This is a genomic window from Kitasatospora sp. NPDC101801, assembly GCF_044766665.1.
Lineage (GTDB): Bacteria > Actinomycetota > Actinomycetes > Streptomycetales > Streptomycetaceae > Kitasatospora.
On the sequence record NZ_JBIWML010000018.1, the window covers coordinates 99,645 to 124,812 of the forward strand.

Genomic DNA, 25,168 nt, shown 5'->3' on the forward strand with positions numbered 1-25,168 from the left:
GGCGACCCAGGGCCAGCAGATTTAGACCGGCCACCGGGTCACGACCGGCCCGGCGGGGGCGGCTTTCAGGCCACCGACTCCCACCAGCCGTCCAGCTCCGGCGGGTTGTCCACGTCCACCCGCTGGCCCGGTCGGGGCACCGCGATCGGCACCGCCTGCTGCTTGGCCTCGGCGAGCAGCCGCTCGATCGGTTCGGCCCACGGGTGCAGCCCCAGGTCGAAGGTGCACCAGTGCACCGGCACCAGCAGCTCCGCCCGCAGCTCCCGGTGGGCCCGGACGGCGTCCTCCGGCGTCATGTGGATGTCGGCCCAGGCGTGGTCGTACGCGCCGATCTGGACCAGCGCGGCGTCGAACGGGCCGTGCTGCTCACCGATCCGGGCGTAGCCCTCGAAGTAGCCCGAGTCGCCGGTGTAGTAGACCTTGCGGGTCGGCCCGGCGATCACCCAGGAGCCCCAGAGGGTGGTGTTGCGGGTGGTGCCGCGGCCGGAGAAGTGGTGCGCCGAGGTCAGCGTCAGGGTCAGGTCGCCGAGGGTGCAGGTCTCGTCCCAGTCCAGCTCGATGATCCGGTGCTCCGGCACGCCCCAGCGGCGCAGGTGGCCGCCGATGCCCAGCGGCACCGCGAACGGCGCGGACTGAGCCGTCGTCAGCCGCTGGACGGTGGCCATGTCCAGGTGGTCGTAGTGGTCGTGCGAGATCAGCACCGCGTCCACCGGCGGCAGCTCCTCCAGCTCGACCGGCACCGGGTGCAGCCGCTTCGGGCCGACGTGCGCGGACGGCGAGCAGCGGTCGCTCCAGATCGGGTCCAGCAGCACCCGGCTGCCCTCCACCTCGACCAGCGCGGAGGCGTGGCCGAACCAGGTGATCTCCACCCCCTCGGCGGCCGGCCGGTGGGCGCCGCCGTCGAACCGGGCCAGCGGCACCGGGCCGCTGGGCTTGCCCTGCCGCTCGAACAGCATCCGGCGCAGGGTGTCCCGGTTGACCGGGGTCTCCGGGGCGGGCCTGGCCAGCTCGGACGGGGCGTTGTGGAAGACGCCGTCCCGGAACTGCGGGGAGCTGCGCACCCGGGGGTCGGCCGCGTCGGGCCGACGGCCGAAGGAGGCGGGTACCTCACGGAACGCCCACGCGGCGGCACCGGCCGCGGCGGTCAGGGCGGCCAGTGCCAGCAGGGTCTTGCGGCTGCCGGGTCGTCGCTCGCTCATCCGTCTCTTCTTCGCTCTCGGTCCGTGGTGGCCGGAACCCGGCCCACGTGGCCAACGGCTTCGGCACGGCGGGTGTTCCCGGCGGCGGGCCGATTCGTCGGACGTCGGTGGGTGCACGCATTGTCGGGATGCGACAGTTCGGGCCGGACGGACCTGTGGGAGCTGGATTCGCCGCTGGCCGGAAACGACCGATAGCGTCACAGTGCGTACGCGTGCACCGCGTACCCACGCGGTCAGGACGGCACCTCACGTGCCGGGTCTGCGTCCGCAGATCTTCTACGGAGAGAGGTGTGTCCGTGAGCCGCTCGGTTCTCGTCACCGGAGGTAACCGGGGCATCGGCCTCGCGATCGCCCTGGCCTTCGCCGAGGCGGGCGACAAGGTCGCCATCACCAGCCGCTCCGGCGAGCTGCCCGAGGAGCTGGCCAAGCACCAGGTCATCGCCGTCCGCTGCGACATCAACGACGCTGCGCAGGTGGACGCCGCCTTCACCGAGATCGAGGCCGCGAACGGCCCGGTCGAGGTCCTGGTCGCGAACGCGGGGATCACCAAGGACACCCTGCTGCTCCGGATGACGGAGGAGGACTTCACCTCCGTCCTGGACACCAACCTCACCGGGGCCTTCCGGGTGGTCAAGCGGGCCTCGGCCAAGATGCTGCGGGCCCGCAAGGGCCGCGTCGTGCTGATCTCCTCGGTGGTCGGTCTGCTCGGTTCGCCGGGCCAGGCCAACTACGCCGCCTCCAAGTCCGGCCTGGTCGGCTTCGCCCGCTCCCTGGCCCGCGAGCTCGGCTCCCGCAACATCACCGTCAACGTGGTCGCCCCCGGCTTCGTGGACACCGACATGACCGCGGTGCTCAGCGACGAGCGCCGCAAGGAGATCGTCTCGGGCGTGCCGCTCGGCCGTTACGCCGCGCCCGCCGAGGTCGCCGCCGCGGTGCGCTTCCTCTCCTCCGACGAGGCCGCATACATCACCGGAGCCGTCATTCCCGTCGACGGCGGATTGGGCATGGGTCACTGAACATGAGTGGAATTCTCGAGGGCAAGCGCATCCTGATCACGGGTGTGCTGATGGAGTCCTCCATCGCCTTCCACACCGCGAAGCTGGCCCAGGAGCAGGGTGCGGAGATCATCCTCACCGCCTTCCCGCGGCCGAGCCTGACCGCGCGGATCGCCAAGAAGCTGCCGAAGCCGGTGGAGACCCTGGAGCTGGACGTCTCCAGCGACGAGCAGCTGGCCGGCATCGCCGACCAGGTCCGCGCGGCCGGCCTGCCGACCCTGGACGGCATCGTCCACTCGATCGGCTTCGCCCCGCAGGACGCGCTCGGCGGCAACTTCCTGAACACCCCGTGGGAGTCGGTGGCGACCGCGATGCAGGTCTCCGCCTTCTCGCTGAAGTCGCTCACCACGGCGCTGCTCCCGCTGATGCAGGACGGCGGCTCGGTGGTCGGCCTGACCTTCGACGCGCAGTACGCCTGGCCGCAGTACGACTGGATGGGCCCGGCCAAGGCCGCCCTGGAGTCGACCAACCGCTACCTGGCGCGCTACCTCGGTGAGCGGAACATCCGCTGCAACCTGATCTCGGCCGGCCCGATCGGTTCGATGGCCGCCAAGTCCATCCCGGGCTTCCCCGACCTGGCCGCCACCTGGGAGGACCGCTCGCCGCTCAAGTGGGACCTCACCGACCCGGAGCCGACCGGTCGTGGCGTGGTCGCGCTGCTGTCGGACTGGTTCCCGAAGACCACCGGCGAGATCATCCACGTCGACGGCGGGCTGCACGCGATCGGCGCCTGACGGATCGTCACCAGGGGGTACGGGGCCTGCGCCCCGTACCCCCTCGGCGTTTCCTAGTCCCCGCACATGCCGATCGCCCGGCCCGCCTCGACCGAGGCCCGGGCGGCGTCCCCGGCCCGGACCGCGTCCAGGATGCCGCCGTGCCCGACGTACCGGTCGGCGATCAGCTCGGGGCCGACGTCGTGCCGCAGGTGGGCCCGCAGCACCTCGCCCAGGTCGGCGTAGACCGCCGCGATCACGTCGTTGTGCGCGGAGGCCACCACGGCCTGGTGGAAGGCGGCGTCGGCCTGCACGAAGTCCTCGGCCACGCCGGAGTGCCAGGCCGCCTCGCGGCGGGCCAGCGTGGTCTCCAGCAGGTCCAGGTCGCGCGGGGTGCGGCGGGTGGCGGCCAGCCCGGCCGCCGAGGTCTCCAGCATCGAGCGCAGCTCGGCGACCTGGTCCTGGTCGGCGTCGGCGAACCGACGGTGCATCACCCCGGCCAGTTCGCTGGTGGCCAGCACGTAGGTGCCCGAGCCCTGCCGGATGTCCAGCAGCCCGTTGTGGGCGAGCGCCCGGACCGCCTCCCGGACGGTGTTCCTGGCCACCCCGAGCTGTTCGACCAGGGCGGGCTCGGTGGGGATCCGGGAGCCGACCGGCCACTCGCCGGAGGTGATCTGTGCCCGGAGCTGGGCGATCACCTGGTCGGAGAGCGGGGTGCGGCGGGTGGTCGACAGTGCCATCGGACTCCCTGTCAGCGGTGGAGGACACGTTCAGGATAGCGGGGTGCCCAAAGTCATCCCATCATTCTATGATGGGGCGCATGCCCATCGCAGCTGAGACCACCACCGACCTGCCCGCCCGGACCGCGCCACCCGCCGGCGGCCCCGTCCGCCGACACCTCGGCTGGCTGCTCGCGGTGGCCATCGCGGTGGCCGCGCTCAACCTGCGCCCGGTGGTCACCAGCCTCGGCCCGCTGCTCAAGCAGGTGCAGGCGGACCTCCAGATGAGCGCCGCGGTCGCCGGGCTGATCACCGCGGTGCCCTCGCTCTGCTTCGCGCTGTTCGGGCTGGCCGCCCCGGCGCTGTCCCGCCGGTTCGGGCCGATCACGGTGGTCACCGCCGGGATGGGGGCGATCGCGCTCGGCGTGCTGGCCCGCTCGTTCAGCGGCGGCACCGCGGTCTTCCTGCTGCTGACCGCCGTCGCGCTGGCCGGGGTCGCGGTCTCCAACGTGCTGATCCCGGTGGTGATCAAGCGGTACTTCCCCGACCGGGTCGGCCCGATGATCGGGCTGTACTCGATGGCGCTCTCGGTCGGCACCGCCGCCGCGGCCGCCGCCACCGTCCCGCTGACCAAGGCGCTCGGCGGCAACTGGCGCGAGGGCCTGGGCGCCTGGGGGCTGCTCGCGGTGGCGGGGCTGCTGATCTGGCTGGTCACCCGCTTCCTCCGCCGGGACCGGTCCGGCGCGGCCGAGGCCCCCGCCGCGGCCGCCAAGCTGCCGATCCTGCGCAGCCGGACGGCCTGGGCGCTGGCGCTCTTCCTCGGCCTGCAGGCCACCAGCGCGTACGCCACCATGGGCTGGCTGCCCACCATCTACCAGGACGCCGGGGTCTCGGACGGCAGCTCCGGGGTGCTGCTCGCGCTGGTGATGGTGATCAGCGTGCCCGCCTCGTTCATCCTGCCCAACCTCGCCGTCCGGCGCGGTGAGCAGGGCCTCTTCGTGGTGGTGCTGGCGCTGTGCGGGATCGTCGGCTACACCGGCCTGGCCTTCGCGGCGGGCACCGTCTCCTGGCTCTGGGCCTGCCTGGTGGGTCTGTCGATGTGCGCCTTCCCGCTCGCCCTCACCATGATCGGGCTGCGCGCCCGCACTCCGGGCGGGGTGGCCCAGCTGTCCGCCTTCGCGCAGAGCCTCGGCTACCTGATCTCCATCCCCGGCCCGATCCTGGTCGGCACCATCTACCAGGCCACCGGCGAGTGGTACCTGCCGCTGGGCTTCCTGGCCCTGCTGCTGATCCCGCAGATGGCCGTCGGCCTGCGCGCCGGGCAGGCCCGGCACATCGAGGACGAGGGGCACGCCCGCCGGGCCTGACCCGGCGGTGGGGCCGGAGGTGAACGGTGCGAGACTGCTGACCATGCCCGTACTCGAACCCAACCCCCCGAACGGCCAGAAGAAGCTGCTCCAGCTGCTCGCCGTGATCGCCGGCATCGTGGTGCTGGTCTCCGTGATCGCCACCGTCGCGAACGGCTTCGGCTGACCCCGCCACCCCTGGGAGTGGCCGGACCGCCGAGCGCCGCGCCCGATGGGCGGTTTTCTGGAAAGCTCGGGGTATGAGCGCCGACACCCTTCGAAGGATCATCGTTCTCCGCCACGCCAAGGCCGACTGGCCGAACCAGGTGGACGACCACGAGCGGCCGCTGGCCGACCGTGGCCGTCTCCAGGCTCCGGACGCCGGCCGCTGGCTGACCGATTCGGGCATCAACCCCGACTACGTGCTCTGCTCCACCGCGCTGCGGACCAGGGAGACCTGGAAGCTCGCGGTGCACGAACTGCCCAAGCGCGCGCGAAAGACGGTCTACGAGGACCGGATCTACGAGGCCAGCCCGGGCGAGATCATCGCGGTGCTCCAGGAGACCCCCGACGAGTACCGCGACGTGGTGCTGGTCGGCCACAACCCGGGTGTGCTCGGCCTGACCCAGATCCTGGTCGGCGACCAGGGCGACCCGGACGCGCTGACCAGGCTCCAGAACGGCGGCTTCCCGACCGCCGCGATCGCGGTGCTGGGCTTCAGCGGCGCCTGGAAGTCGGTCGAGCCCGGCGTCGCCCGGCTCGACACCTTCCACACCCCGCACGAGGACTGACCTGCCCGAAGGCCCCGACGGCGACGCCGTCGGGGCCTTCGGCGGTTCTCCGCCCGGTCTTCGTGCGTGAAGCTGCTTGTTCTGCCAGTACTTCGAGCATCTCTTGACATCCACTGCCCGCTGCGCTGCACTGGTCCGCGGTCCGGACCACTCGTGCGTTGCGGCAAGTGGAGACACAGATGCGCGTTCGACCTCTGCTCCTCGCCTTCCTCTGTCTGCTGGGCACCGCCGCCGCCACCCCCGCGACGGCCGCGACCGGCAGCACGTACCACCTCGACTGCGCCGCCGGCAGTGACGCGGGCGCGGGCACCTCGCCCGGCACCGCCTGGCGGACCCTGGCCAAGGTCGCCGCCACCACCTTCGCCCCCGGCGACCGGCTGCTGCTCAAGCGCGGCACCAGGTGCGAGGGCACCCTGGCGCCGCAGGGCTCCGGCACCCCCGCCAGCCCGATCACCGTCGACGCGTACGGCACCGGCGCCGCGCCGCTGGTGGCCGGCGGCGGCGCGGCCCGGGCGGTGCTGCTGCGGAACCAGCAGGGCTGGGAGATCCGCAACCTGGAGATCACCAACTCCGGTGCGGCGAAGGGAGGTCGGCGGGCCGTCTCGGTCGAGCTGACCGACTACGGCACCGCGAGCCACTTCGTGCTGGAGAACCTGGACATCCACGACGTCAACGGGGACGACACCAAGGACCTGAACGGCAGCGGCGGCATCTACTTCACCGTCGCCGGGGTGACCACTCCCACCCGGTTCGACGGCATCACGCTGCGGAACAACTCGCTGCGCGCGGTGGACCGGGAGGGCGTCTTCCTGGTCTCCACCTGGAACCGCTCAGGCTTCGAGGCCCCGAGCGCGGGCAGCTTCCTGCCCTGGCCGAACGTGCTGATCACCGGCAACCGCCTCACCGACATCGGCGGCGACGGCATCGTCCCCGGCAACACCACCGGCGCGCTGACCGAGCACAACACCGTGGCGGGCTTCCAGAAGCGCTCGGCCGGCTACAACGCGGGCATCTGGACGTACGACTCGGACCACGCGCTGTTCCAGTACAACGAGGCCTCCGGCGGCAGCACCACCCGGGACGGCATGGCGTACGACGTCGACCAGGGCACCGTCGGCACCGTCTTCCAGTACAACTACAGCCACGACAACGCGGGCGGCTTCCTGCTGCTCTGCAACGCGACCGGCATCCTGCGGGACGCCGTGGTCCGCTACAACATCAGCCAGAACGACTCCTACCGGGGCGTCGAGAACTGCTCCGGCGCCATCGAGTCCGCCGACGTGTACAACAACACCCTCTCCATCGGCCCCGGCATCAGCCAGTCGGTGATCCAGGAGAACAACACCACCCGGCGCACCGTCAGGTTCCGCAACAACACGGTGGTCAAGACCGGCAGCGGCACGGCCGGCCTGACCCTGCGCGGCGGTGGCTACACGCTCGACCACAACGTCCTGGTGAACGTCACCGGCGCGCCCGCCGGAGCCGGCGGCACCGCCGACCCGCTGCTGCGCGCGCCCGGCACGGCCACCGGCCCTGCGGACGCCACCGGCTACCAACTCTGCACCGGTTCGCCCGCGTTGGGCGCCGGTACGGCCGTCCCGGACAGCGGCGGTTCGGACTACTTCGGCAACCCGGTGCCGACGCCGCCGAACGTCGGTGCCTACGCCGGCCCCGGGGTGCCCTGCCCGGCCGGGCCGGTCGAGTCCGGTTCCAGCCACGGCATCCAGCGCACCGCCGGCGGTCAGGCGGTGGACGTGCCCGGAGCGGTCGGCACCCCCGGCACCCAGCTGATCCAGTGGAGCTGGCACGGCGGCGCCAACCAGCTCTGGACCTTCACCGTCACCCCGGACGGCAGCTACACCGTACGGAACGTCAAGTCCGGCCTCTGCATGGACGTCGACGGCGGTTCCGGCAGCCCGGGCGCAGCCGTCATCCAGTGGCCCTGCACCGGGGGCGCCAACCAGCGCTGGTGGCTGACCGCCGACGCGGGCGGCCGGCGGATCACCTCCGCGCTCAGTGGCCTCGCGCTCACCGCCCAGGGCACCGCCGACGGCGCCCCGCTCACCCAGCAGGCCGTCGTCGGCGGCGGCACCCAGACCTGGTCCATCCGCTGAACTCCCCTCCTCACCAAGGGATCCCATGCGCATACTCAGGCTCCTGCTGGCCGCCCTCTGCACCGTGGCGGCCCTCGCCCTTCCCCCGCTGACCGCCGCCCAGGCCGCCGCCGCCGGTGCACCCCGGACCGTCCCGGCACTGCGCCAGTGGACGGCCGGCACCGGCAGCTACACCTTCGGCCCCGGCTCCCGGATCGTGGTCGACCCCGCCTACGCCGCCCAACTGGCGGGCGACGCCGCCACGTTCGCGGCGGACCTGGGCGCGCTGGCCGGCCGCACCGTGACCGTGCTGAACGGCACCGCCGCCCCCGGCGACCTGGCGCTGACCCTCGGCGACGCCACCCTCCCCGCCGAGGGGTACCGGATGACGGTCGGTCAGACCGTCGCCATCCGGGCCGGCAGCACCGCCGGGGCGTTCTACGGCACCCGCACCGTCCTGCAACTGCTGCACCAGTCGGCCACCGTGCCCGCCGGGACGGCCGTGGACTGGCCGGTCAAGGCCGAACGCGGCCTGATGATCGACCAGGGGCGGAAGTTCTTCACCGTCGGCTGGGTGAAGCAGCACATCCAGGAGCTGGCCTACCTCAAGCTGAACTACTTCCACTTCCACCTCTCGGACACCTTCGGCTTCCGGCTGGAGAGCAGCACCCACCCCGAGATCGTCTCGGCCGAGCACTACAGCAAGCAGGAGATCGCCGAGCTGGTCGCCCTGGCCGCCCGCTACCACGTCACGGTCGTCCCGGAGATCGACACCCCAGGCCACATGAACCCGATCCTGACCGCCCACCCCGAGCTCAAGCTCAGGAACAGCTCCGGCGTGGTCAGCAACGAGTTCGTCGACCTCTCGCTGCCCGGCACGTACACCCTGGTCAAGGACCTGGTCAACGAGTACCTCCCGCTGTTCCCCGGCCCGTACTGGCACATCGGCGCGGACGAGTACGTCACGGACTACAGCCAGTACCCGCAGCTGCTCAGCTACGCCCGGGCCACCTACGGGGCCAACAGCACCGCCAAGGACACCTACTACGGCTTCGTCAACTGGTCCGACGCGCTCATCCGGGCCGGCGGCAAGACCACCCGGATGTGGAACGACGGCATCAAGTCCGGGGACGGCACGATCAGCCCGAACCCGGGCATCGTGGTGGAGTACTGGTACAACTACGGCCTGACGCCGCAACAGCTGGTGGACGCCGGGCACCTGGTCGCCAACGAGTCCTGGACGCCGACCTACTACGTGCTCGGCGGCGCCAAGCCGGACACCCGGTGGATGTACGAGACCTGGACCCCGGACCTGTTCCAGGGGAGCAACCGGATCACCGACGCCACCAGGAACCTCGGCTCGCTGATCCACGTCTGGTGCGACAACCCGAACGCCGAGACCGAGGACCAGATCGCCGCCGGCCTGATGTTCCCGCTGCGCGGGCTGGCCCAGCAGACCTGGGGATCGCCCAAGCCGGTCGCGAGCTACGCCGACTTCACCCCGATCGTCACCGCGGTCGGGCACCACCCGGGCTGGACCGGCGCGGGCGGCCGGCCGGGCAACCTCGCACTGAACCGCCCGACCACCGCCTCCAGCACCGAGACGGCCAACTTCCCGGCCGCCGCCGCCACCGACGGCGACCCCGCCTCGCGCTGGGCCAGCGCCTACACCGACCCGCAGTGGCTCCAGGTCGACCTGGGCTCGGTCCGCCCGGTCAACCAGGTGGTGCTCCGCTGGGAGGCCGCGTACGGCAAGGCGTACCAGCTCCAGCTCTCCGACGACGCGGTGACCTGGCGGACCCTGTACTCCACCACCACCGGCAGCGGCGGCACCGAGAACCTCACCGGACTGACCGGCTCGGGCCGCTACCTGCGGATGTACGGCACCCAGCGCGGCACCGGCTACGGCTACTCGCTGTACGAGATCGAGGCGTACGCCGACGGGCTGACCGGTCCGCACACCCTGACCACCGCCGGGGCGGCCCTGGAGGACCCGGCCGGCTCCGGCACGGCGGGCACCCGGCTGGTGGTGCGGGCCGCGAACGGCAGCGCCGAGCAGCAGTGGCGGTTCGGCCAGAACGCCGACGGCAGCTACACCCTGACCAGTGCGGTCTCCCAGCTCTGCGCCGACGTCAACGGCGGGTCCACCACGGCCGGTGCGGCGGTCATCCAGTGGACCTGCACCGGCAACGACAACCAGCGCTGGGTGCTCACCCCGCGCACCGGCGGCGGCTGGGCCGTCGCCTCGAAGAAGAGCGGTCTGCTGCTGACCGCGGCCGCCGCCACCGACGGCGCGCCGCTCAGCCAGCAGGCCGACACCGGCGCACCGCTCCAGCAGTGGCAGGTGTCCTGACCGACGGGCTACTCGTCGTCGGTCGGCGTGCCGTCCAGCTCGTCGGCCGCCTCGACCTCTTCGCGGGTGATCCCGAGCAGGTAGAGCACGGTGTCCAGGAAGGGGACGTTCACCGCCGTGTCGGCGGCCTCGCGGACCACGGGCTTGGCGTTGAAGGCGACGCCGAGCCCGGCCGCGTTCAGCATGTCGAGATCGTTGGCGCCGTCGCCGATCGCCACCGTCTGCTCCAGCGGGACCTTGGCCAGCTCGGCGAAGCGCTCCAGCCAGCAGGCCTTGCCGGCCCGGTCGACGATCTCGCCGGTGACCCGGCCGGTGAACTTCCCGTCCACCACCTCCAGGGTGTTGGCGGCCGCGAAGTCCAGCCCGAGCTGCTCCACCAGGTGGTCGGTGACCTGGGTGAACCCGCCCGAGACGATGGCCACCTGGAAGCCCAGCCGGCGCAGCGTCCGGACCAGGGTGCGGGCCCCCGGGGTGAACCGGACCTCGGCCCGGACCTTCTCGGTCACCGCGGCGTCGAGACCGGCCAGCAGGGCCACCCGGGCCCGCAGCGACTCGGCGAAGTCCAGCTCGCCGCGCATCGCGGCGGCGGTCACCTCGGCGACCTTCTGCTCGCAGCCCGCGTGGGCGGCGAACAGCTCGATCACCTCGTCCTGGATCAGGGTCGAGTCGACGTCCATCACCACCAGCCGCTTGGCCCGGCGCTCCAGACCGGCCCGGACCACCGCGATGTCCACCTGCTGGGCGGCCGCCTCCAGGGCCAGCACCGCCCGCAGCTCCTCGGTCGCCACGCCGGAGACGGCCAGCTCGACGGCGGTCACCGGGTACTTGGCCAGCCGGAAGACGCGGTCGATGTTGCCGCCCGCCTCGGTGACCCGGGAGGTCAGCGCGGCGACGGCGGTGGCGGTCAGCGGGTGCCCGAGCACGGTGACGTGCGAACGGCCCTCGCGGCGCGGCCGGTTGTCACCGGTGCCGGAGATGATCTCGGTCTGGAGCTTCAGCTCCTCCGCCCAGCGGTGCACGGTGGCGCGCATCGCGCCTTCGGCACCGTGCCCGCCGGCCGGGGTGGCCACCAGGGCGCACAGCGTTATCCGGCCACGGGTGACCATCTGCTCGATGTCGATCACGTCCACGCCGAAGTCACCGAGGGTGCTGAACAGCCCTGCGGTGATACCGGGGCGGTCCTTGCCGAAGACCTTGACCAGCAAGGTGCGCTCGTCGTCGTACGACCGGGGCAGCGGGGGGAGGGGCGCAGCGTTCATGGTGCCACCCACGCTACCGGGCCGTTCGCCCAGGACCGCAACGGCGTCCGCCCTCTGGACTACCGCGGGCACCCGCTCCCACCCGGGCGGATAGTGCTTCGGGCCGGTACCTGGAAGGATGTCGGGCCGTCAGTTGTCAGCACCAGCAGGGGCAGGCGGAAGTGCCGCAACTCGTAGTGGAGATCGACGGGCGGGAGCTGGTCCTCGAACCGGGCCGTAGCTACCTGATCGGCCGGGACCCGGCAGCGGACCTCCGGTCCGAGGACGCCCGGGTCTCCTGGCGGCACGCCTCCCTGACCGACCGGGACGGGGGCTGGCTGCTCACCGACCACGACAGCACCAACGGCACCTTCCTCCGAGGGGTGCGGTCCCGGCAGGTGCCGTTGCAGCCGGGCGCCGAGATACGGCTCGGCAGTGCCGCCAGCGGCCCCCGGCTGACCGTCCGGGCCCCGGCCCCCGCGCCGGTGCCGACCGCGCCGGTGCTGCCGCCGGTGCCCTGGCACGCCGCGATCACCGGGCGCAGCACCCCCAGCCCGTTCCCGGCCGCCGCCTTCCCCCCGGCCGCCTTCCCGGAGCAGCGCGGCTCCGCACCCACCGTGATCCGGGCGCTGGGGCCGAGCACCCGCACCATCCGGATCGGCCGGGCGCTGGACAACGACGTGGTCCTGGCCGACCTGCAGATCTCCCGGCACCACGCCGAGCTGCGCCAACTCCCGGACGGCCGCTGGGAGATCGTCGACCTGGGCAGCCACAACGGGATCTTCCTGAACGGCCAGCCGGTGCACCGCGCGCTGGTCGGCGAACACGACCGGCTGACCGTCGGCCGCTCCTCCTTCGCGCTGGTCGGCGGCCAGCTCCAGGAGTACGTGGACGACGGCGCGGTCACCTTCTCCGCCCGGCACCTGAGCGTCGAGGTCCCGCACCGGGGCGGCCGGCGGACCCTGCTCAGGGACGTCGGCTTCACCGTCCCGGAGAAGTCCCTGGTCGCGGTGATCGGCCCGTCCGGCTCCGGCAAGTCCACCCTGCTGCGCGCGCTGACCGGCTACCGCCCGGCCGACCAGGGACAGGTGCTGTACGACGGGCGCGACCTCTACCGGCAGTTCGCCGAGCTGCGCTCACGGATCGGGCTGGTCCCGCAGTCGGAGATCCTGCACCGCGAGCTGACGGTCCGTACGGCGCTGCGCTTCGCCGCCGAGCTGCGCTTCCCCGGCGACACCGAGGCGGCCGAGCGGGAGCGCCGGATCGACGAGGTGCTGTACGAGCTGCGGCTGGACCAGCGCGCCGACAGCCGGATCAGCACGCTCTCCGGCGGCCAGCAGAAGCGGGTCTCGGTCGCCCTGGAGCTGCTCACCAAGCCCTCGCTGATCTTCCTGGACGAACCCACCTCCGGCCTGGACCCGGGCATGGACCGGGAGGTGATGCAGACCCTGCGCCGGCTCGCCGACGACGGCCGCACGATCCTGGTGGTCACCCACTCGGTGGCCGAACTGGCGCTCTGCGACCGGCTGCTGGTGCTCGCCCCGGGCGGCTCGGTGGCCTACTTCGGGCCGCCGGACGAGGCGCTGTACTTCTTCGGCTACCAGAGCTGGGCCGACGTCTTCCAGGCGTTCGAGAACCACCCCGACCACGACTGGGCCGGCCGCTACCGCAGCTCCCCGCACCACCTGGAGTACTCCGCCGACTCGGCCGCCACCCCGCTGCCGGTGCTGCCGGTCGAGCGGCCCAGGACCGAACCGCCCAAGCCGCAGCGCTGGCGCTCCCAGCTGTGGACCCTGGTCCGCCGCTACCTCGCGGTGATCGGCGCCGACCGGGGCTTCCTGGCCCTCTCGCTGCTGCTCCCGCTGGTGCTCGGCGGGGTCAGCGCACTGATCCCGGACAGCTGCGGGCTGGTCGACTGCGCCGGGCCGACCCGGAACGGCGGGGCCAGGATGATCCTGCTGGTGCTCGCGGTCGGCGCCTGCCTGGCCGGGGCGGCCAACTCGGTCCGCGAGCTGATCAAGGAACGGCCGATCTACGAACGCGAACGGGCCACCGGCCTGTCCCGGTCGGCCTACCTGATGTCCAAGGTGACCGTGCTCGGCGCGGTCAGCGTGGTGCAGGGCGGGCTGATCTCGATCGTCGGCTTCGGCCTGCGCGAGCTGCCCGAGCGGGGCCTGCTGATCACCGGCGCCCCGGCGGTCGAGATGGCCGTCGGCGTCACCCTGCTCGGCTTCGTCTCGATGATGGTCGGCCTGGTGATCTCCGCCCTGGTCCGGACGGCGGAGAAGACCATGCCGCTGCTGGTGATGTTCACCATCGTCCAGCTGGTCTTCACCGGCGCGGTCTTCCAGCTCTACGACGAGCCCGGCCTCGAACAGTTCGCCTGGCTGATGCCCGCCCGCTGGGGCGTCGCCGCCGCCGGCAACACCCTCGACCTGGCCACCATCTCCCCGGTGGCGCCGGGCACCGACCGGCTGTGGACCCACTCGGCCGGCGTGCTGGTCCTCAACTGGCTGGTCCTGCTGGCCTTCGCGGCCCTGCTCGGCCTGCTGGTCAACCGGCTGCAGCGCCGGCACGAGCCCGAGGTGATGCAGCGCGGGTAGTCCGCAGGACCTACGCCCCGTGCCCCATGCCCGGGCCCGGCGCCGCCGGTAGCTTGGGGGCATGCCAGCCGAACCGTCCCCCTGCGATCCCTCCCTGAGCGGGATCGAGGCCGTCAGCAGCGCCGTCCTGGCGATGAGCCGCCACCTGGAGGTCCGGGAGGTGCTGCGCCGGATCACCGCCGAGGCCCGCACCCTGCTCGGCGCCCGGTACGCCGCGCTGGGCGTGCCGGACGACCACGGCGGCTTCGCCCAGTTCGTGGTGGACGGCGTCACCGACGAGGAGTGGAAGGCGATCGGCCCGCTGCCCCGCCAGCACGGCGTACTGGCCGCGATGCTGCACCAGCTCACCCCGACCCGGCTGGACGACGTCCGGCAGGCCCCCGACTTCGAGGGCTGGCCGGACGCGCACCCCGATCTGACCGACTTCCTCGGCATGCCGATCGTGGACGGCACCGAGGTCCTCGGCGCGGTCTTCCTGGCGAACAAGGAGGGCGGCTTCACCGCCCACGACGAGGAACTGCTGCGGATCCTCGCCGCGCACGCCGCGATAGCGCTCGGCAACGCCCGGCTGTACGAGCGCAGCCGCGAACTCACCCTGGCCGGGGAGCGGGCCCGGATCGCCCACGACCTGCACGACGCGGTCGCCCAGAAGCTCTTCTCGCTCCGCCTCACCGCCAAGGCCGCCGCCACCCTGGTCGACCGCGACCCGGCCCGGGCCCGGGCCGAACTGGCCGAGGTGGCCCGGCTCGCGGCCGAGGCCGCCGACGAACTCCGCACCGTGGTGATCGAACTGCGCCCCGCCGCCCTGGACGAGGACGGCCTGGTGGCCACCCTGGCCTCGCAGGCCCAGGTGCTCGACCGGGCCCACACCGCCCGGGTCCGGTTCAGCTCGGACGGGGTCCGGACCCTGCCGCCCGGGCAGGAGGCGGCGGTGCTGAGGGTCGCCCAGGAAGCCCTGCACAACGCCCTGCGGCACTCCGGCGCCCAGGCCGTCGAGGTCACCCTGACCGGCACGCCCGGCCGGGGCGCCCGGCTGCGGGTGCACGACGACGGACGCGGCTTCGACCCGGAGGCCGTCCGCCGGGAGGGCCGGCACCTCGGGCTGGTCTCCATGCGGGACCGCGCGGCCGCGGTCGGCGGGACGCTGTCCCTGGAATCGGCCCCCGGCCAGGGGACCGCCGTCGAGCTGGAGGTCCCCGGTGCCTGACACCACCGCACCGATCCGCGTCCTGCTGGTGGACGACCACCAGGTGGTGCGACGCGGGCTGCGCACCTTCCTCGAGGTGCAGGACGACATCGAGGTGGTCGGCGAGGCCGGGGACGGCGCCGAGGGCGTCGAGAAGACGGCGGCGCTGGAGCCCGACGTGGTGCTGATGGACCTCAAGATGCCGGGGGTCGACGGGATCGAGGCGCTCAAGCTGCTCAAGGAGCGGGGGAGCGCGGCCCGGGTGCTGATCGTCACCAGCTTCACCGAGCACCGGACCATGGTGCCCGCGCTCCGGGCCGGGGCGGCGGGCTACGTCTACAAGGACGTGGACCCCGAGGCGCTGGCCGGGGCGATCCGTTCGGTCCACGCGGGCCACGTCCTGCTCCAGCCGGAGCTGGCGGCGGCGCTGCTCTCCGACGACGCCCCGCGAGCGCCCCAGGGACGGGGCGGGACGCTCACGGAGCGGGAACGCGAGGTGCTCTCGCACATCGCCGACGGACGTTCCAACCGGGAGATCGCCCGCGCACTCCACCTCTCCGAGAAGACCGTCAAGACCCACGTCTCCAACATCCTGATGAAGCTCGACCTCGCCGACCGCACCCAGGCCGCCCTCTGGGCCGTCCGCAACAACCACGCCTGAACTGTTCGGGGGCTGCACTTTTGGCAGGCGCCCGGGCATCTACGGTCAGGGGCTCGGGGAACTGCGAGGAGATCTGGCGTTCGGGTCACTGCGAAAGTGCCTGACCATTTACGCGACGATCACCTTGCAAGGGTCGGCGTCGCAGTTCCCCGAGCCCCTGATGGCTGAGCCCGCAGCACAGTGACCCGAGCCCCTGGTGGTTGCTCTAGACGGGTTCGTCCACCAGGGCGTTGTACGCCGCCGCGGTGGCCCGGCGGGCGGTGCGGCCGAGGGGGGCGAGGATCTCGCGGCGGGCCGTCATCTCGGTGGCGCTGACCGCTGCGCCGTGGCCGTCGAGGGCGATCGCGAGCAGCGCGGTGATCTGCCGGGCGGACTCCAGGACCCGTACGGCGCGCGGCGGGTAGCCGGGGGCGAGCAGCTCGGTGTGCCCGCGCCGGCGCCACTCGGTGAGGGCGCGGACGGCTTCGGGGCCGGCCCCGGCGACGTCCAGCTGGGTGAGCAGCCGGGTGGTCTCCCGCAGGCTGTCCGCGAGCTCGCGCTCGGCTTCGTGCAGTGACGGGACGTCAGCGGGCGGGCCCTCGTTGACGGTCGAGCAGCGCCAGAGCACCCGGACGCCCTGGTCGCCCTGCGGTCCGTACACCTCGACCTCGGGGACGAAGCCGATCGGCAGGCCGACCGCGAGCACCGCCTCGCCGGCGGTCAGGGCAGCCGCGTTGAAGGGGGCCGGGCCGGTCAGGCCGAGCGGGTGGCCGGGGGCGGGCCGGGCCAGCCGGAGGCCGGTGGCGCCGAGCGAGCGGAGCCGGCCGAGGGCCCAGGCGGGGCTGTGGAGTTCGCCGTCGGGGTCACCGGGCAGACCGGTGAACCGGTGGCTCTGGTCGGCACCGAGGACGGCCTCGGCAGCCTGGTCGGGAGAGGTGAAACCGCCGAGCAACGCGTTGCCCCACGCGGTCAGCCGCCCGGAGCGCGGCTCTTCGTACGGATTGTCAGTGGTTGAAGCAGGCATCCGGCCAGCCTACGGAAAGTACGGCCATCCGCGTGGCGTAGGTTTGGCCTGTGCTGTGAGCGGCGCCCCCTCCGAGCCTTACCCGGCCCCCGGGTGGGCTGCCCGCCCGCGGCCGACTGTCGACACGAGTGGACCGCACCCCGAGGACCCGCGCGCAATGGCCTCGGGCGGCCGAATTTTCTGCATTGGGGAAGGCGTAGGCATGAGCGACGTGCTGGAGCTGGTGGACGTTTCCGTGGTCCGGGAGGGGCGCGCGCTGGTCGATCAGGTCTCCTGGTCGATCTCCGAGGGCGAGCGCTGGGTGATCCTGGGCCCGAACGGCGCCGGGAAGACGACCCTGCTCCAGGTCGCCTCCACCTACCTCTTCCCGAGCGCCGGCGCGGCCGCCGTGCTGGGCGAGAAGCTCGGTGCGGTCGACGTCTTCGAGCTCCGCCAGCGGATCGGCCTGGCCAGCGCCTCGCTGCTGGACAAGCTGCCGACCGAGCAGACCGTGCTGCAGACGGTGCTGACCGCCGCCTACGGGATGACCGCCACCTGGAACGAGAAGTACGAGACCACCGACGAGTTCCGCGCGCTGGCGCTGCTCGACCGGCTGGGCATGGCGGACTACGTGGCCCGCAAGTTCGGCACGCTGTCCGAGGGCGAGCGCAAGCGCACCATGATCGCCCGCGCCCTGATGACCGACCCCGAGCTGCTGCTGCTGGACGAGCCGGCCGCCGGTCTCGACCTCGGCGGCCGCGAGGACCTGGTCCGCCGCCTCGGTGCGCTGGCCCAGGACGCGTACGCCCCGGCGATGGCGATGGTGACCCACCACGTCGAGGAGATCGCGCCCGGCTTCACCCACGTGCTGATGATCCGTCAGGGCAAGGTGCTCACCGCAGGCCCGATCGACACCGAGCTGACGGCCCGCAACCTGTCGCTCTGCTTCGGCCTGCCGCTGACCCTGGAGCGGCACGGCGACCGCTGGTCCGCGCAGGGCCTCCCGCTCGGCTGAACCCGGCACTGAACGGCCCGGAACTGGACTGAACTGGGACCGGTCGTACGTACGGCCGGTTTCCGCCCGTCCACCTGCGGGAACTTTCCGCCGGGAGAGACCTCGCCTCCCTAGGATGGAATTCGTGGACAGCTGGATTTGGTGGCTCCTGGCCGCCGTCGGTCTTGGTATTCCGCTGGTGCTCACCGCGGTGCCCGAGTTCGCCATGTTCGCGATCGGAGCCGGTGCGGCGGCCGGCGCGGCCGCACTCGGGATCGGGGTGGTCGGGCAGGTCCTGATCTTCGTCGGGGTCTCGGCCGGGCTGGTGGGCTTCGTCGGCCCGATAGCCAGGCGGCAGCTCAAGAAGGGGCCGCAGTTCAGGAGCGGGGTGGACGCCCTCACCGGCGCCACCGCGATCGTGCAGGAGCAGGTCGACGGGCAGGGAGGGCGGATCAAGCTGAACGGCGAGATCTGGTCTGCCCGCGCGCTCAACCCCGGCAGTGTCTACGAGCCGGGTCAGCAGGTCGACGTCGTCGAAATCCAGGGCGCCACTGCCCTGGTCGTCTAGGGGAGAACGCGTGGAACCCGTCCTTATCGTGCTGGTCGTCCTGGTCGTGGTGGCCTTCATCGCACTGATCAAGACGATCCAGGTGATCCCGCAGGCCAGCGCGGCCATCGTGGAGCGTTTCGGCCGCTACACCCGGACGCTGAACGCCGGTCTGAACATCGTGGTCCCGTTCATCGACCGGGTCCGCAACCGGATCGACCTGCGCGAGCAGGTCGTCCCCTTCCCGCCGCAGCCGGTGATCACCCAGGACAACCTGGTGGTCAACATCGACACGGTGATCTACTACCAGGTCACCGACGCCCGGGCGGCCACCTACGAGGTGGCCAGCTACATCCAGGCGATCGAGCAGCTCACCGTCACCACGCTGCGCAACATCATCGGCTCGATGGACCTGGAGTCCACCCTGACCTCCCGCGAGGTGATCAACGCGGGCCTGCGCGGCGTCCTCGACGAGGCCACCGGCAAGTGGGGCATCCGGGTCAACCGGGTCGAGCTGAAGGCGATCGAGCCGCCGACCTCCATCCAGGACTCGATGGAGAAGCAGATGCGCGCCGACCGCGACAAGCGCGCCGCGATCCTCACCGCCGAGGGCGCCCGGCAGGCCGCCATCCTGCGGGCCGAGGGTGACAAGCAGGCGGCGGTGCTCACCGCCGAGGGCGAGGCCCAGGCCGCGGTGCTCCGCGCCGACGGTGAGGCCGCCGCGATCCGGACGGTCTTCGAGGCCATCCACGAGGGCGACGCCGACCAGAAGCTGCTGGCCTACCAGTACCTGCAGACCCTGCCCGAGCTGGCCAAGGGCGACTCCAACAAGCTCTGGATCATCCCGAGCGAGATCGGCGACGCGCTCAAGGGCATCGGCGGCGCGTTCGGCAACATGGCCGGCGGCGGCGCCCCCGGCGCCCCGGCGAGCGCCCCGATCCCGGTCGACCGCCCGGCCGGCCCGCGCCCGGTCGACACCGAGAAGGGCACCGCCCGCCCCCGGGTCGAGCCCAGCCGCGAGTACCCCAAGCTCGACCCCGAGTAGACCTCGGCCACCGACGGGCCCGCCCCCTCCGGGGAGCGGGCCCGTTCGCGTACCGGACAGCTCTGGCCACGGCCGTCCCGGCTGATGCATGATCAGCCGACAACTGCTCGGCCCCGTCCCGACGCGAGCCCCCGTGCCGTGTACCCGACCGGGCCAGAAACTGGGGTACTCATGACGCTCTGGGAGGGGCTCGCCGTCCTGCTCGCCGGGGTCGGCGCCGGGACCATCAACACCGTGGTCGGATCCGGCACCCTGATCACCTTTCCGGTGCTGCTCGCCTTCGGCGTGCCACCGGTGACCGCCAACGTCTCCAACACCATCGGCCTGGTGCCCGGCACCCTCAGCGGCGCGATCGGCTACCGGAGCGAACTCACCGGCCAGCGCGGCCGCTTGCTCCGGCTGGGCACCGCCTCGCTGCTCGGCGGACTGCTCGGCGCGTACCTGCTGGTCAAGCTGCCCAGCGCGGCCTTCGACACGGTCGTGCCGGTGCTGATCCTGCTGGCCCTGGTGCTGGTGGTGATCCAGCCCCGGGTGGCCCGGGCGATGGCTGCCCGGCGACGCGACGACTCGACCTCCGAGCTCGGGCCGCTGCTGCTCGGCGGGGTCTTCCTGACCGGTATCTACGGCGGCTACTTCGGTGCCGCGCAGGGCGTGCTGCTGGTGGCCCTGATGGGCATGCTGCTGCAGGACTCGATGCAGCGGATCAACGGCGCCAAGAACGTGCTGGCGCTGATCGTCAACGCGGTGGCGGCGGTGTTCTTCCTCTTCACCTCGGAGATCGACTGGACCGCCGTGCTGCTGATCGCGGTCGGCTCCACCGTCGGTGGCCAGCTCGGCGCCAAGGTCGGCCGCCGGCTGCCGCCGCCGGCGCTGCGCGGGGTGATCGTCACGGTCGGCCTGATCGCGGTGACCCGGATGCTGCTCGGCTGAGCGCCGATCGCGCGCCCGCTCGTACGCTGGGCGCATGAGCAACCGAACGCGACTGACCGAGGGTCAGATCACGGCCGGCCTGGCCGCCCTCCCGGACTGGACCCGGGAGGGCGAGGCCATCGTCCGGACCACCGAGACGGCGAGCTTCCCCACCGCGATCGCGGTGGTCGGCGTGGTGGCGGAAGCAGCCGAGGAACTCGACCACCACCCCGACATCGACATCCGCTGGCGCACCCTGCGGTTCGTCCTCTCCACCCACAGCGCCGGCGGCCTGACGGGGCTCGACCTCGCCATGGCGGCCCGGATCGACCAGGCGCTGCGCACCGCCTGACCGTTCGTGAGATGCCCGATTGCTCCGGTTCCGGACGGGATGGTCCGACCGGCGTGAGATGCTGACTGCCGCAGCAAGCAGTCGGACGGACGGAACGGTATGGCCCAGGACCACTCCGGCACGGCCGGGCAGGAGCCGGTCGGCTACGACTACCAGCAGGGCTGGTACCCGACGCAGGAGCAGTCGTCCTACGGCGAGCAGGGCTACGGGTACCAGGACCAGCAGTGGCAGTCCGGGATGCCGCAGCAGCGCGAGCCCGACCAGTACCAGCAGCCCGTGGCCGGGTACGAGCAGCAGCTGTACGCGCCCACCGGCTACCAGGAGCCGCAGCCGTACGAGCCGTCCTACCAGCCGTCCTCGTACCAGCCGCAGTCCTACCAGCCGCCGGTGGAGCCCGACCCGGCGGTGACCGAGCCGACGCCCGAGCCGGCGGTCGAGGCCGCGCCCGTCGCCGCCGCCCGGGTCCGCAAGGTGTCCGCCGCCGACCGGCTGAAGGACCTCGCCGCCTCGGTGATCTCGGGGGAGCACGCGCCGGGCAAGCGCGCGCTGTTGATCCGGGCCGGGGCCGGGGTCGCCGCACTGGCCGTGCTGCTCACGGCCGGGGTGATGGTCACCGCCGACCGGTCCGAGGGCGAGGCGGCCGGGAGCCCGGCCGAGATCCCGAAGACCTTCACCGTCGCGCACGCCAAGGCGTGGGCCGCCGAGCCCGCCACCGCCCTGGCGGCCGGCGCCGACGACACCCTGGTCGGCAGCTGGCTGCTCGGCGACGCGGTGGTCCGGGCCGACAGCACCGGGGTGCACGCCTACGGGCTCGCCGACGGCAAGCCCGGCTGGACGCTGGCCCCGCCGGTCGAGGGCGCCGTGCCGTGCGGTCTCTCGCCCACCGTCGGCCCGACCGGCCTGGGCGCCGCGCTGTTCCGGGTCTCGGCCGACCCGAAGAGCGCCTGCACCGTGGTCTCCGCCGTCGACACCAAGACCGGCAAGGCCGCCTGGAGCAAGCCGCTCAGCGACACCAAGGACGCCTACGGCGCCCGGGTCGCGGTACTCGAGGACAAGGTGGTCGCGGTCGGCGACGACCGGGCCACCGCCTGGGCCGCCGCCGACGGCAAGGACCTCTGGACGTACGGCGGGCAGGGCAAGTTCTGCACCCTGAGCGGCGGCGCGAGCGGCAAGACCGTGGTGCTGCACAGCACCTGCGCCGACAGCGTCCCCGCCGACCAGGCGGTCGCGCTGAACGCCGCGGACGGCAAGCTGCAGTGGTGGCGCGGGCTGAACAACCAGCCCAAGACCGTCTCGGTGCTCTCCGCCGAGCCCGCCGTGGTGCTCACCACCGGCGCGCAGCCCGCCGACGACCGGATCTTCGCCTGGGGCGCCACCGGCGACCCGGCCGCCGAGATCCCGGTCACCGCCGAGGGCGGCCGGCTCGGCGTCACCCGGGGCAGCTTCGACGCCACCCCGACGGTCTTCTTCGACGGGCAGACCCTGCTCACCACCCAGACCGGCGCCGACGGCAGCCACCCGGCCGCCGTCGCCTACGACCTGACGACCGGTAAGTCCCGCTGGCGGACCCAGGTCGCCGAGAGGGGCAAGAGCGTCCCGGTGGGCGTGGAGAACGGCGCCCTGCTGCTGGCCGGCGACGAGCGCCTGGACCAGCCCGCCCACCTCACCCGCTACGCCGTCACCGACGGCCGGGCCACGGCGGGCGGCGGCTACCCCCAGGGCACCGGCTCGCTGCTGACCTCCGGCCGGGTGCTCACCGGCGGCGGCAAGGTCGTGGTGCTGCCCGAGCACTCCGCCAACTTCGGGGTGGCGGCGGCCTTCCAGGCCAAGGGCTGACCGCCCGGGGTAGATCCGGTGGGCCGACCTGTCCCCCGACCGGGTCGGCCCACCAGCTCGTGGGCGGCGGCTACGCCACCGCCGCAGCCGGCAGCCAGGCCGCCAGCTCGTTCATCTCACTGCGGTGCAGCCCGAGCGCCAGCATCAGGGTCGCCTCCGGCGTCGGCTCGAACGGCTTCCGCAGCAGCCGCATCCCGGCCTGCTCCGGCGTCCGGTCGGCCTTGCGCTGGTTGTCCTCCGCGCAGGCCGCGACGGTGTTCAGCCAGGAGTCGGCGCCACCGCGCGACTTCGGGTGCAGGTGGTCCACCGTGGTGGCCCGTCGGCCGCAGTACGCACACAGGTGCTGGTCCCTGACCAGCACACCACGCCGCGACCACGGGGCCCGTTGTCGGAACGGCACCCGGACGTAGCGTTGGAGTCTGATCACCCGGGGCACCGGTACCGAGATACCGGTCGCCCGCACCACACCGAGCGGATGGGCCTGCTCGACCACGGCCTTGTCCTGGAGCACCAGCACCACGGCGCGCTTCAGGGACACCGTCGTCAACGGTTCGTAGCTCGCGTTCAGAACCAGCGTGTTGCGCACCTCGGCCACCTCCCTGCGGACCTGCCGACGGCACGCCCGTCCAGTACCATTCCGCCGCTCGGCGGGACTCCACTGTGACCCGCGCCGGGCCTGCGAACAACGGAATTTCCGTGCGCCGGGCGGGCGCCGAGGAAATGCGCTGGCAGGGACCGCGTAGGCTCTAGCACGCTGGAGTCGTCCAGGTGCGGGGCCCGATCGGAACGGGCCCGAGAGCGAGCCTGGCGCCCGACCGAAGGAGAAGCGTGACCGTGACGGACATCGTCGACGAGCTGCGGTGGCGAGGGCTGATCGCCCTGTCCACCGACGAGGACGCACTGCGCAAGGCGTTCGCGGACGGCCCGGTCACGTTCTATTGCGGCTTCGACCCGACGGCGCCCAGCCTGCACCTCGGCAACCTGGTGCAGATCCTCACCATGCGCCGGATCCAGCAGGCCGGAAACTTCCCGCTCGGCCTGGTCGGCGGCGCCACCGGCCTGATCGGTGACCCCAAGCCCACCGCCGAGCGCGTGCTCAACGACCCCGAGACGGTCGCCGCCTGGGTGGACCGGCTGCGTGGCCAGATCGCGAAGTTCCTCGACTTCGAGGGCGAGTACGCGGCCCGCATGGTCAACAACCTGGACTGGACGTCCGGCATGTCGGCGATCAGCCTGCTCCGCGACGTGGGCAAGTACTTCCGGGTCAACAACATGATCGCCAAGGAGGCGGTCGCCCGGCGGCTGAACTCCGACGCCGGCATCTCGTACACCGAGTTCAGCTACCAGATCCTCCAGGGCATGGACTACCTGGAGCTGTTCCGCCGGTACGACTGCACCCTGCAGACCGGCGGCAGCGACCAGTGGGGCAACCTCACGGCCGGCAGCGACCTGATCCGCAAGGCCGAGGGCAAGTCGGTCAACCTGCTCGCCACCCCGCTGATCGTCAAGGCGGACGGCACCAAGTTCGGCAAGACCGAGTCCGGCACCATCTGGCTGGACCCGGAGCTGACCACCCCGTACGCCTTCTACCAGTTCTGGCTGAACGCGGACGACCGGGACGTCTCGAACTTCCTGCGCATCTTCTCCTTCCGCTCGCGGGAGGAGATCGAGGAGCTGGAGCGCGAGACCACCGAGCGTCCGCAGGCCAGGCTCGCCCAGCGGGCCCTGGCCGAGGAGCTCACCACCCTGCTGCACGGCGCCGACCAGTACGAGCGCGCGGTCGCCGCTTCGAAGGCCCTCTTCGGCCAGGGCGACCTCGCCGACCTGGAGCCCGCCACCCTGGCGGCCGCCCTGGCCGAGGTCCCCAAGGCCACGGTCACCGAGCTGCTCCCGGTGGTGGACCTGCTGGTCGAGGCCGGCCTGGCCCCCAGCCGCTCCGGCGCCCGCCGCACCATCAAGGAGGGTGGCGCCTACCTGAACAACGCGAAGGTCGCCGACGAGGAGGCCGTACCGGCCAACTCGGATCTGCTGCACGGGCGTTGGCTGGTACTGCGGCGCGGCAAGCGCAACCTGGCCGCGATCGAGCTCGCCTCGAACTAGTGTCAGTTGGCTGAAACCGTACGCCAGTTGAGCTGCGGAGCAGTCAATGAGGGGCCGGATCTGGACAGATCCGGCCCCTCTGTGTTTGACGCAGGCTGCGCGGTGCCCTAACGTAGTCCGAGTCGCTGAAACCGGGTCACACCGGACAGCGGAACCCCCAAACCCTGACGAGTGACCTCGTCGCGCGCCCATTCGGATGCATATTCGAGCGGGAAAGCGGACCGAATACCTCTGGTAGAGTTCGGGAGCGCCGAAAGGCAAAAGCGGAAAGACGAAATAAAGCCCCGGAAACGGAGCGGGAAACGTCTGATAAGCTTGAAACACGAAAGAACGCAGTAACACTGAAACGAACGCCCGGAGGGTCCGCCTGATAAGCGGCTCGAAGGAAGTGTCCGTTCCTTGAGAACTCAACAGCGTGCCAAAAGTCAACGCCAGATATGTTGACA

The 25,168-nt window shown here is 72.2% G+C and carries 22 protein-coding genes; 17 read left to right on the forward strand and 5 right to left on the reverse strand.

From position 1 onward, the window contains the following. Positions 1-65: 65 nt before the first annotated feature. Positions 66-1,199: an MBL fold metallo-hydrolase gene (locus ACIRPK_RS20925; RefSeq protein ID WP_403040756.1), complete on the reverse strand. Its 1,134-nt coding sequence runs from the start codon at positions 1,197-1,199 to the stop codon at positions 66-68. 296 nt (positions 1,200-1,495) lie between these two features. Here ACIRPK_RS20925 and fabG point away from each other — a divergent pair, with 296 nt between their 5' ends. After that, the gene (gene fabG, locus ACIRPK_RS20930; protein WP_403040757.1) at positions 1,496-2,215 is read left to right on the forward strand and encodes a 3-oxoacyl-[acyl-carrier-protein] reductase; all 720 of its coding nucleotides are present in this window, start codon (positions 1,496-1,498) and stop codon (positions 2,213-2,215) included. A gap of 2 nt (positions 2,216-2,217) precedes the next feature. After that, positions 2,218-2,988 (forward strand): enoyl-ACP reductase FabI, encoded by a 771-nt coding sequence (gene fabI, locus ACIRPK_RS20935; RefSeq protein ID WP_403040758.1) that lies wholly within the window; start codon positions 2,218-2,220, stop codon positions 2,986-2,988. 53 nt (positions 2,989-3,041) lie between these two features. Here fabI and ACIRPK_RS20940 read toward each other — a convergent pair whose 3' ends face one another. Beyond that, positions 3,042-3,707, reverse strand: a complete 666-nt coding sequence (locus ACIRPK_RS20940; RefSeq protein ID WP_403040759.1) for a FadR/GntR family transcriptional regulator — start codon at positions 3,705-3,707, stop codon at positions 3,042-3,044. 71 nt (positions 3,708-3,778) lie between these two features. Here ACIRPK_RS20940 and ACIRPK_RS20945 point away from each other — a divergent pair, with 71 nt between their 5' ends. The 5 genes from ACIRPK_RS20945 to ACIRPK_RS20965 all read left to right on the forward strand — a co-directional run bounded on the left by ACIRPK_RS20945 (position 3,779) and on the right by ACIRPK_RS20965 (position 10,269). Continuing rightward, on the forward strand, positions 3,779-5,053 hold the full coding sequence (locus ACIRPK_RS20945) for a CynX/NimT family MFS transporter (protein ID WP_403040760.1): 1,275 nt from the start codon (positions 3,779-3,781) through the stop codon (positions 5,051-5,053). A gap of 43 nt (positions 5,054-5,096) precedes the next feature. Then, positions 5,097-5,219, forward strand: coding sequence for an SGM_5486 family transporter-associated protein (locus ACIRPK_RS20950; RefSeq protein WP_403040761.1), 123 nt, complete (start codon positions 5,097-5,099; stop codon positions 5,217-5,219). Between the two features lie 73 nt (positions 5,220-5,292). After that, complete coding sequence (locus ACIRPK_RS20955; protein WP_403040762.1) at positions 5,293-5,823, forward strand: SixA phosphatase family protein; 531 nt, start codon at positions 5,293-5,295, stop codon at positions 5,821-5,823. Between the two features lie 179 nt (positions 5,824-6,002). Beyond that, positions 6,003-7,937, forward strand: coding sequence for an RICIN domain-containing protein (locus ACIRPK_RS20960; RefSeq protein ID WP_403040763.1), 1,935 nt, complete (start codon positions 6,003-6,005; stop codon positions 7,935-7,937). A 25-nt stretch (positions 7,938-7,962) separates the two neighbouring features. Further along, positions 7,963-10,269 (forward strand): family 20 glycosylhydrolase, encoded by a 2,307-nt coding sequence (locus tag ACIRPK_RS20965; RefSeq protein ID WP_403040764.1) that lies wholly within the window; start codon positions 7,963-7,965, stop codon positions 10,267-10,269. Between the two features lie 8 nt (positions 10,270-10,277). Here ACIRPK_RS20965 and serB read toward each other — a convergent pair whose 3' ends face one another. Further along, positions 10,278-11,528, reverse strand: a complete 1,251-nt coding sequence (serB, locus tag ACIRPK_RS20970; RefSeq protein ID WP_403040765.1) for a phosphoserine phosphatase SerB — start codon at positions 11,526-11,528, stop codon at positions 10,278-10,280. Positions 11,529-11,689: 161 nt separating this feature from the next. Here serB and ACIRPK_RS20975 point away from each other — a divergent pair, with 161 nt between their 5' ends. The 3 genes from ACIRPK_RS20975 (at position 11,690) to ACIRPK_RS20985 (ending at position 15,957) form a co-directional block, all read left to right on the forward strand. Further along, positions 11,690-14,110 (forward strand): FHA domain-containing protein, encoded by a 2,421-nt coding sequence (locus tag ACIRPK_RS20975; RefSeq protein WP_403040766.1) that lies wholly within the window; start codon positions 11,690-11,692, stop codon positions 14,108-14,110. A gap of 61 nt (positions 14,111-14,171) precedes the next feature. After that, positions 14,172-15,317, forward strand: a complete 1,146-nt coding sequence (locus ACIRPK_RS20980; protein ID WP_403040767.1) for a GAF domain-containing sensor histidine kinase — start codon at positions 14,172-14,174, stop codon at positions 15,315-15,317. Then, positions 15,310-15,957, forward strand: coding sequence for a response regulator (locus ACIRPK_RS20985; protein ID WP_403040768.1), 648 nt, complete (start codon positions 15,310-15,312; stop codon positions 15,955-15,957). Before ACIRPK_RS20980 ends, ACIRPK_RS20985 begins: the two co-directional genes overlap by 8 nt. Positions 15,958-16,162: 205 nt before the next feature. Here ACIRPK_RS20985 and ACIRPK_RS20990 read toward each other — a convergent pair whose 3' ends face one another. Then, positions 16,163-16,960, reverse strand: coding sequence for a hypothetical protein (locus ACIRPK_RS20990; protein WP_403040769.1), 798 nt, complete (start codon positions 16,958-16,960; stop codon positions 16,163-16,165). A 202-nt stretch (positions 16,961-17,162) separates the two neighbouring features. Between ACIRPK_RS20990 and ACIRPK_RS20995 the strand changes: the two genes are divergently transcribed. The 6 genes from ACIRPK_RS20995 to ACIRPK_RS21020 all read left to right on the forward strand — a co-directional run bounded on the left by ACIRPK_RS20995 (position 17,163) and on the right by ACIRPK_RS21020 (position 22,622). Further along, positions 17,163-17,954 carry an ABC transporter ATP-binding protein gene (locus ACIRPK_RS20995; RefSeq protein ID WP_403040770.1) on the forward strand — a complete coding sequence of 264 codons (792 nt, stop codon included), beginning with the start codon at positions 17,163-17,165 and terminating at the stop codon, positions 17,952-17,954. A 115-nt stretch (positions 17,955-18,069) separates the two neighbouring features. Further along, complete coding sequence (locus tag ACIRPK_RS21000; RefSeq protein WP_403040771.1) at positions 18,070-18,501, forward strand: NfeD family protein; 432 nt, start codon at positions 18,070-18,072, stop codon at positions 18,499-18,501. A gap of 10 nt (positions 18,502-18,511) precedes the next feature. Further along, on the forward strand, positions 18,512-19,525 hold the full coding sequence (locus ACIRPK_RS21005; protein ID WP_403040772.1) for an SPFH domain-containing protein: 1,014 nt from the start codon (positions 18,512-18,514) through the stop codon (positions 19,523-19,525). 171 nt (positions 19,526-19,696) lie between these two features. Beyond that, complete coding sequence (locus ACIRPK_RS21010; protein ID WP_403040773.1) at positions 19,697-20,455, forward strand: sulfite exporter TauE/SafE family protein; 759 nt, start codon at positions 19,697-19,699, stop codon at positions 20,453-20,455. Positions 20,456-20,489: 34 nt separating this feature from the next. After that, entirely contained in the window at positions 20,490-20,786 is a 297-nt protein-coding gene (locus ACIRPK_RS21015; RefSeq protein ID WP_403040774.1) for a 4a-hydroxytetrahydrobiopterin dehydratase, read from the forward strand. 99 nt (positions 20,787-20,885) lie between these two features. Then, positions 20,886-22,622 carry a PQQ-binding-like beta-propeller repeat protein gene (locus ACIRPK_RS21020; protein ID WP_403040775.1) on the forward strand — a complete coding sequence of 579 codons (1,737 nt, stop codon included), beginning with the start codon at positions 20,886-20,888 and terminating at the stop codon, positions 22,620-22,622. A gap of 70 nt (positions 22,623-22,692) precedes the next feature. Here the strand turns inward: ACIRPK_RS21020 and ACIRPK_RS21025 are convergent, their stop codons facing one another. After that, positions 22,693-23,208, reverse strand: coding sequence for an HNH endonuclease (locus tag ACIRPK_RS21025; protein WP_184913067.1), 516 nt, complete (start codon positions 23,206-23,208; stop codon positions 22,693-22,695). Positions 23,209-23,456: 248 nt separating this feature from the next. On the opposite strand from ACIRPK_RS21025, the gene tyrS reads away from it, so the two are divergent. Beyond that, positions 23,457-24,722 (forward strand): tyrosine--tRNA ligase, encoded by a 1,266-nt coding sequence (tyrS, locus tag ACIRPK_RS21030; RefSeq protein WP_403040779.1) that lies wholly within the window; start codon positions 23,457-23,459, stop codon positions 24,720-24,722. Positions 24,723-25,168: the final 446 nt, after the last annotated feature.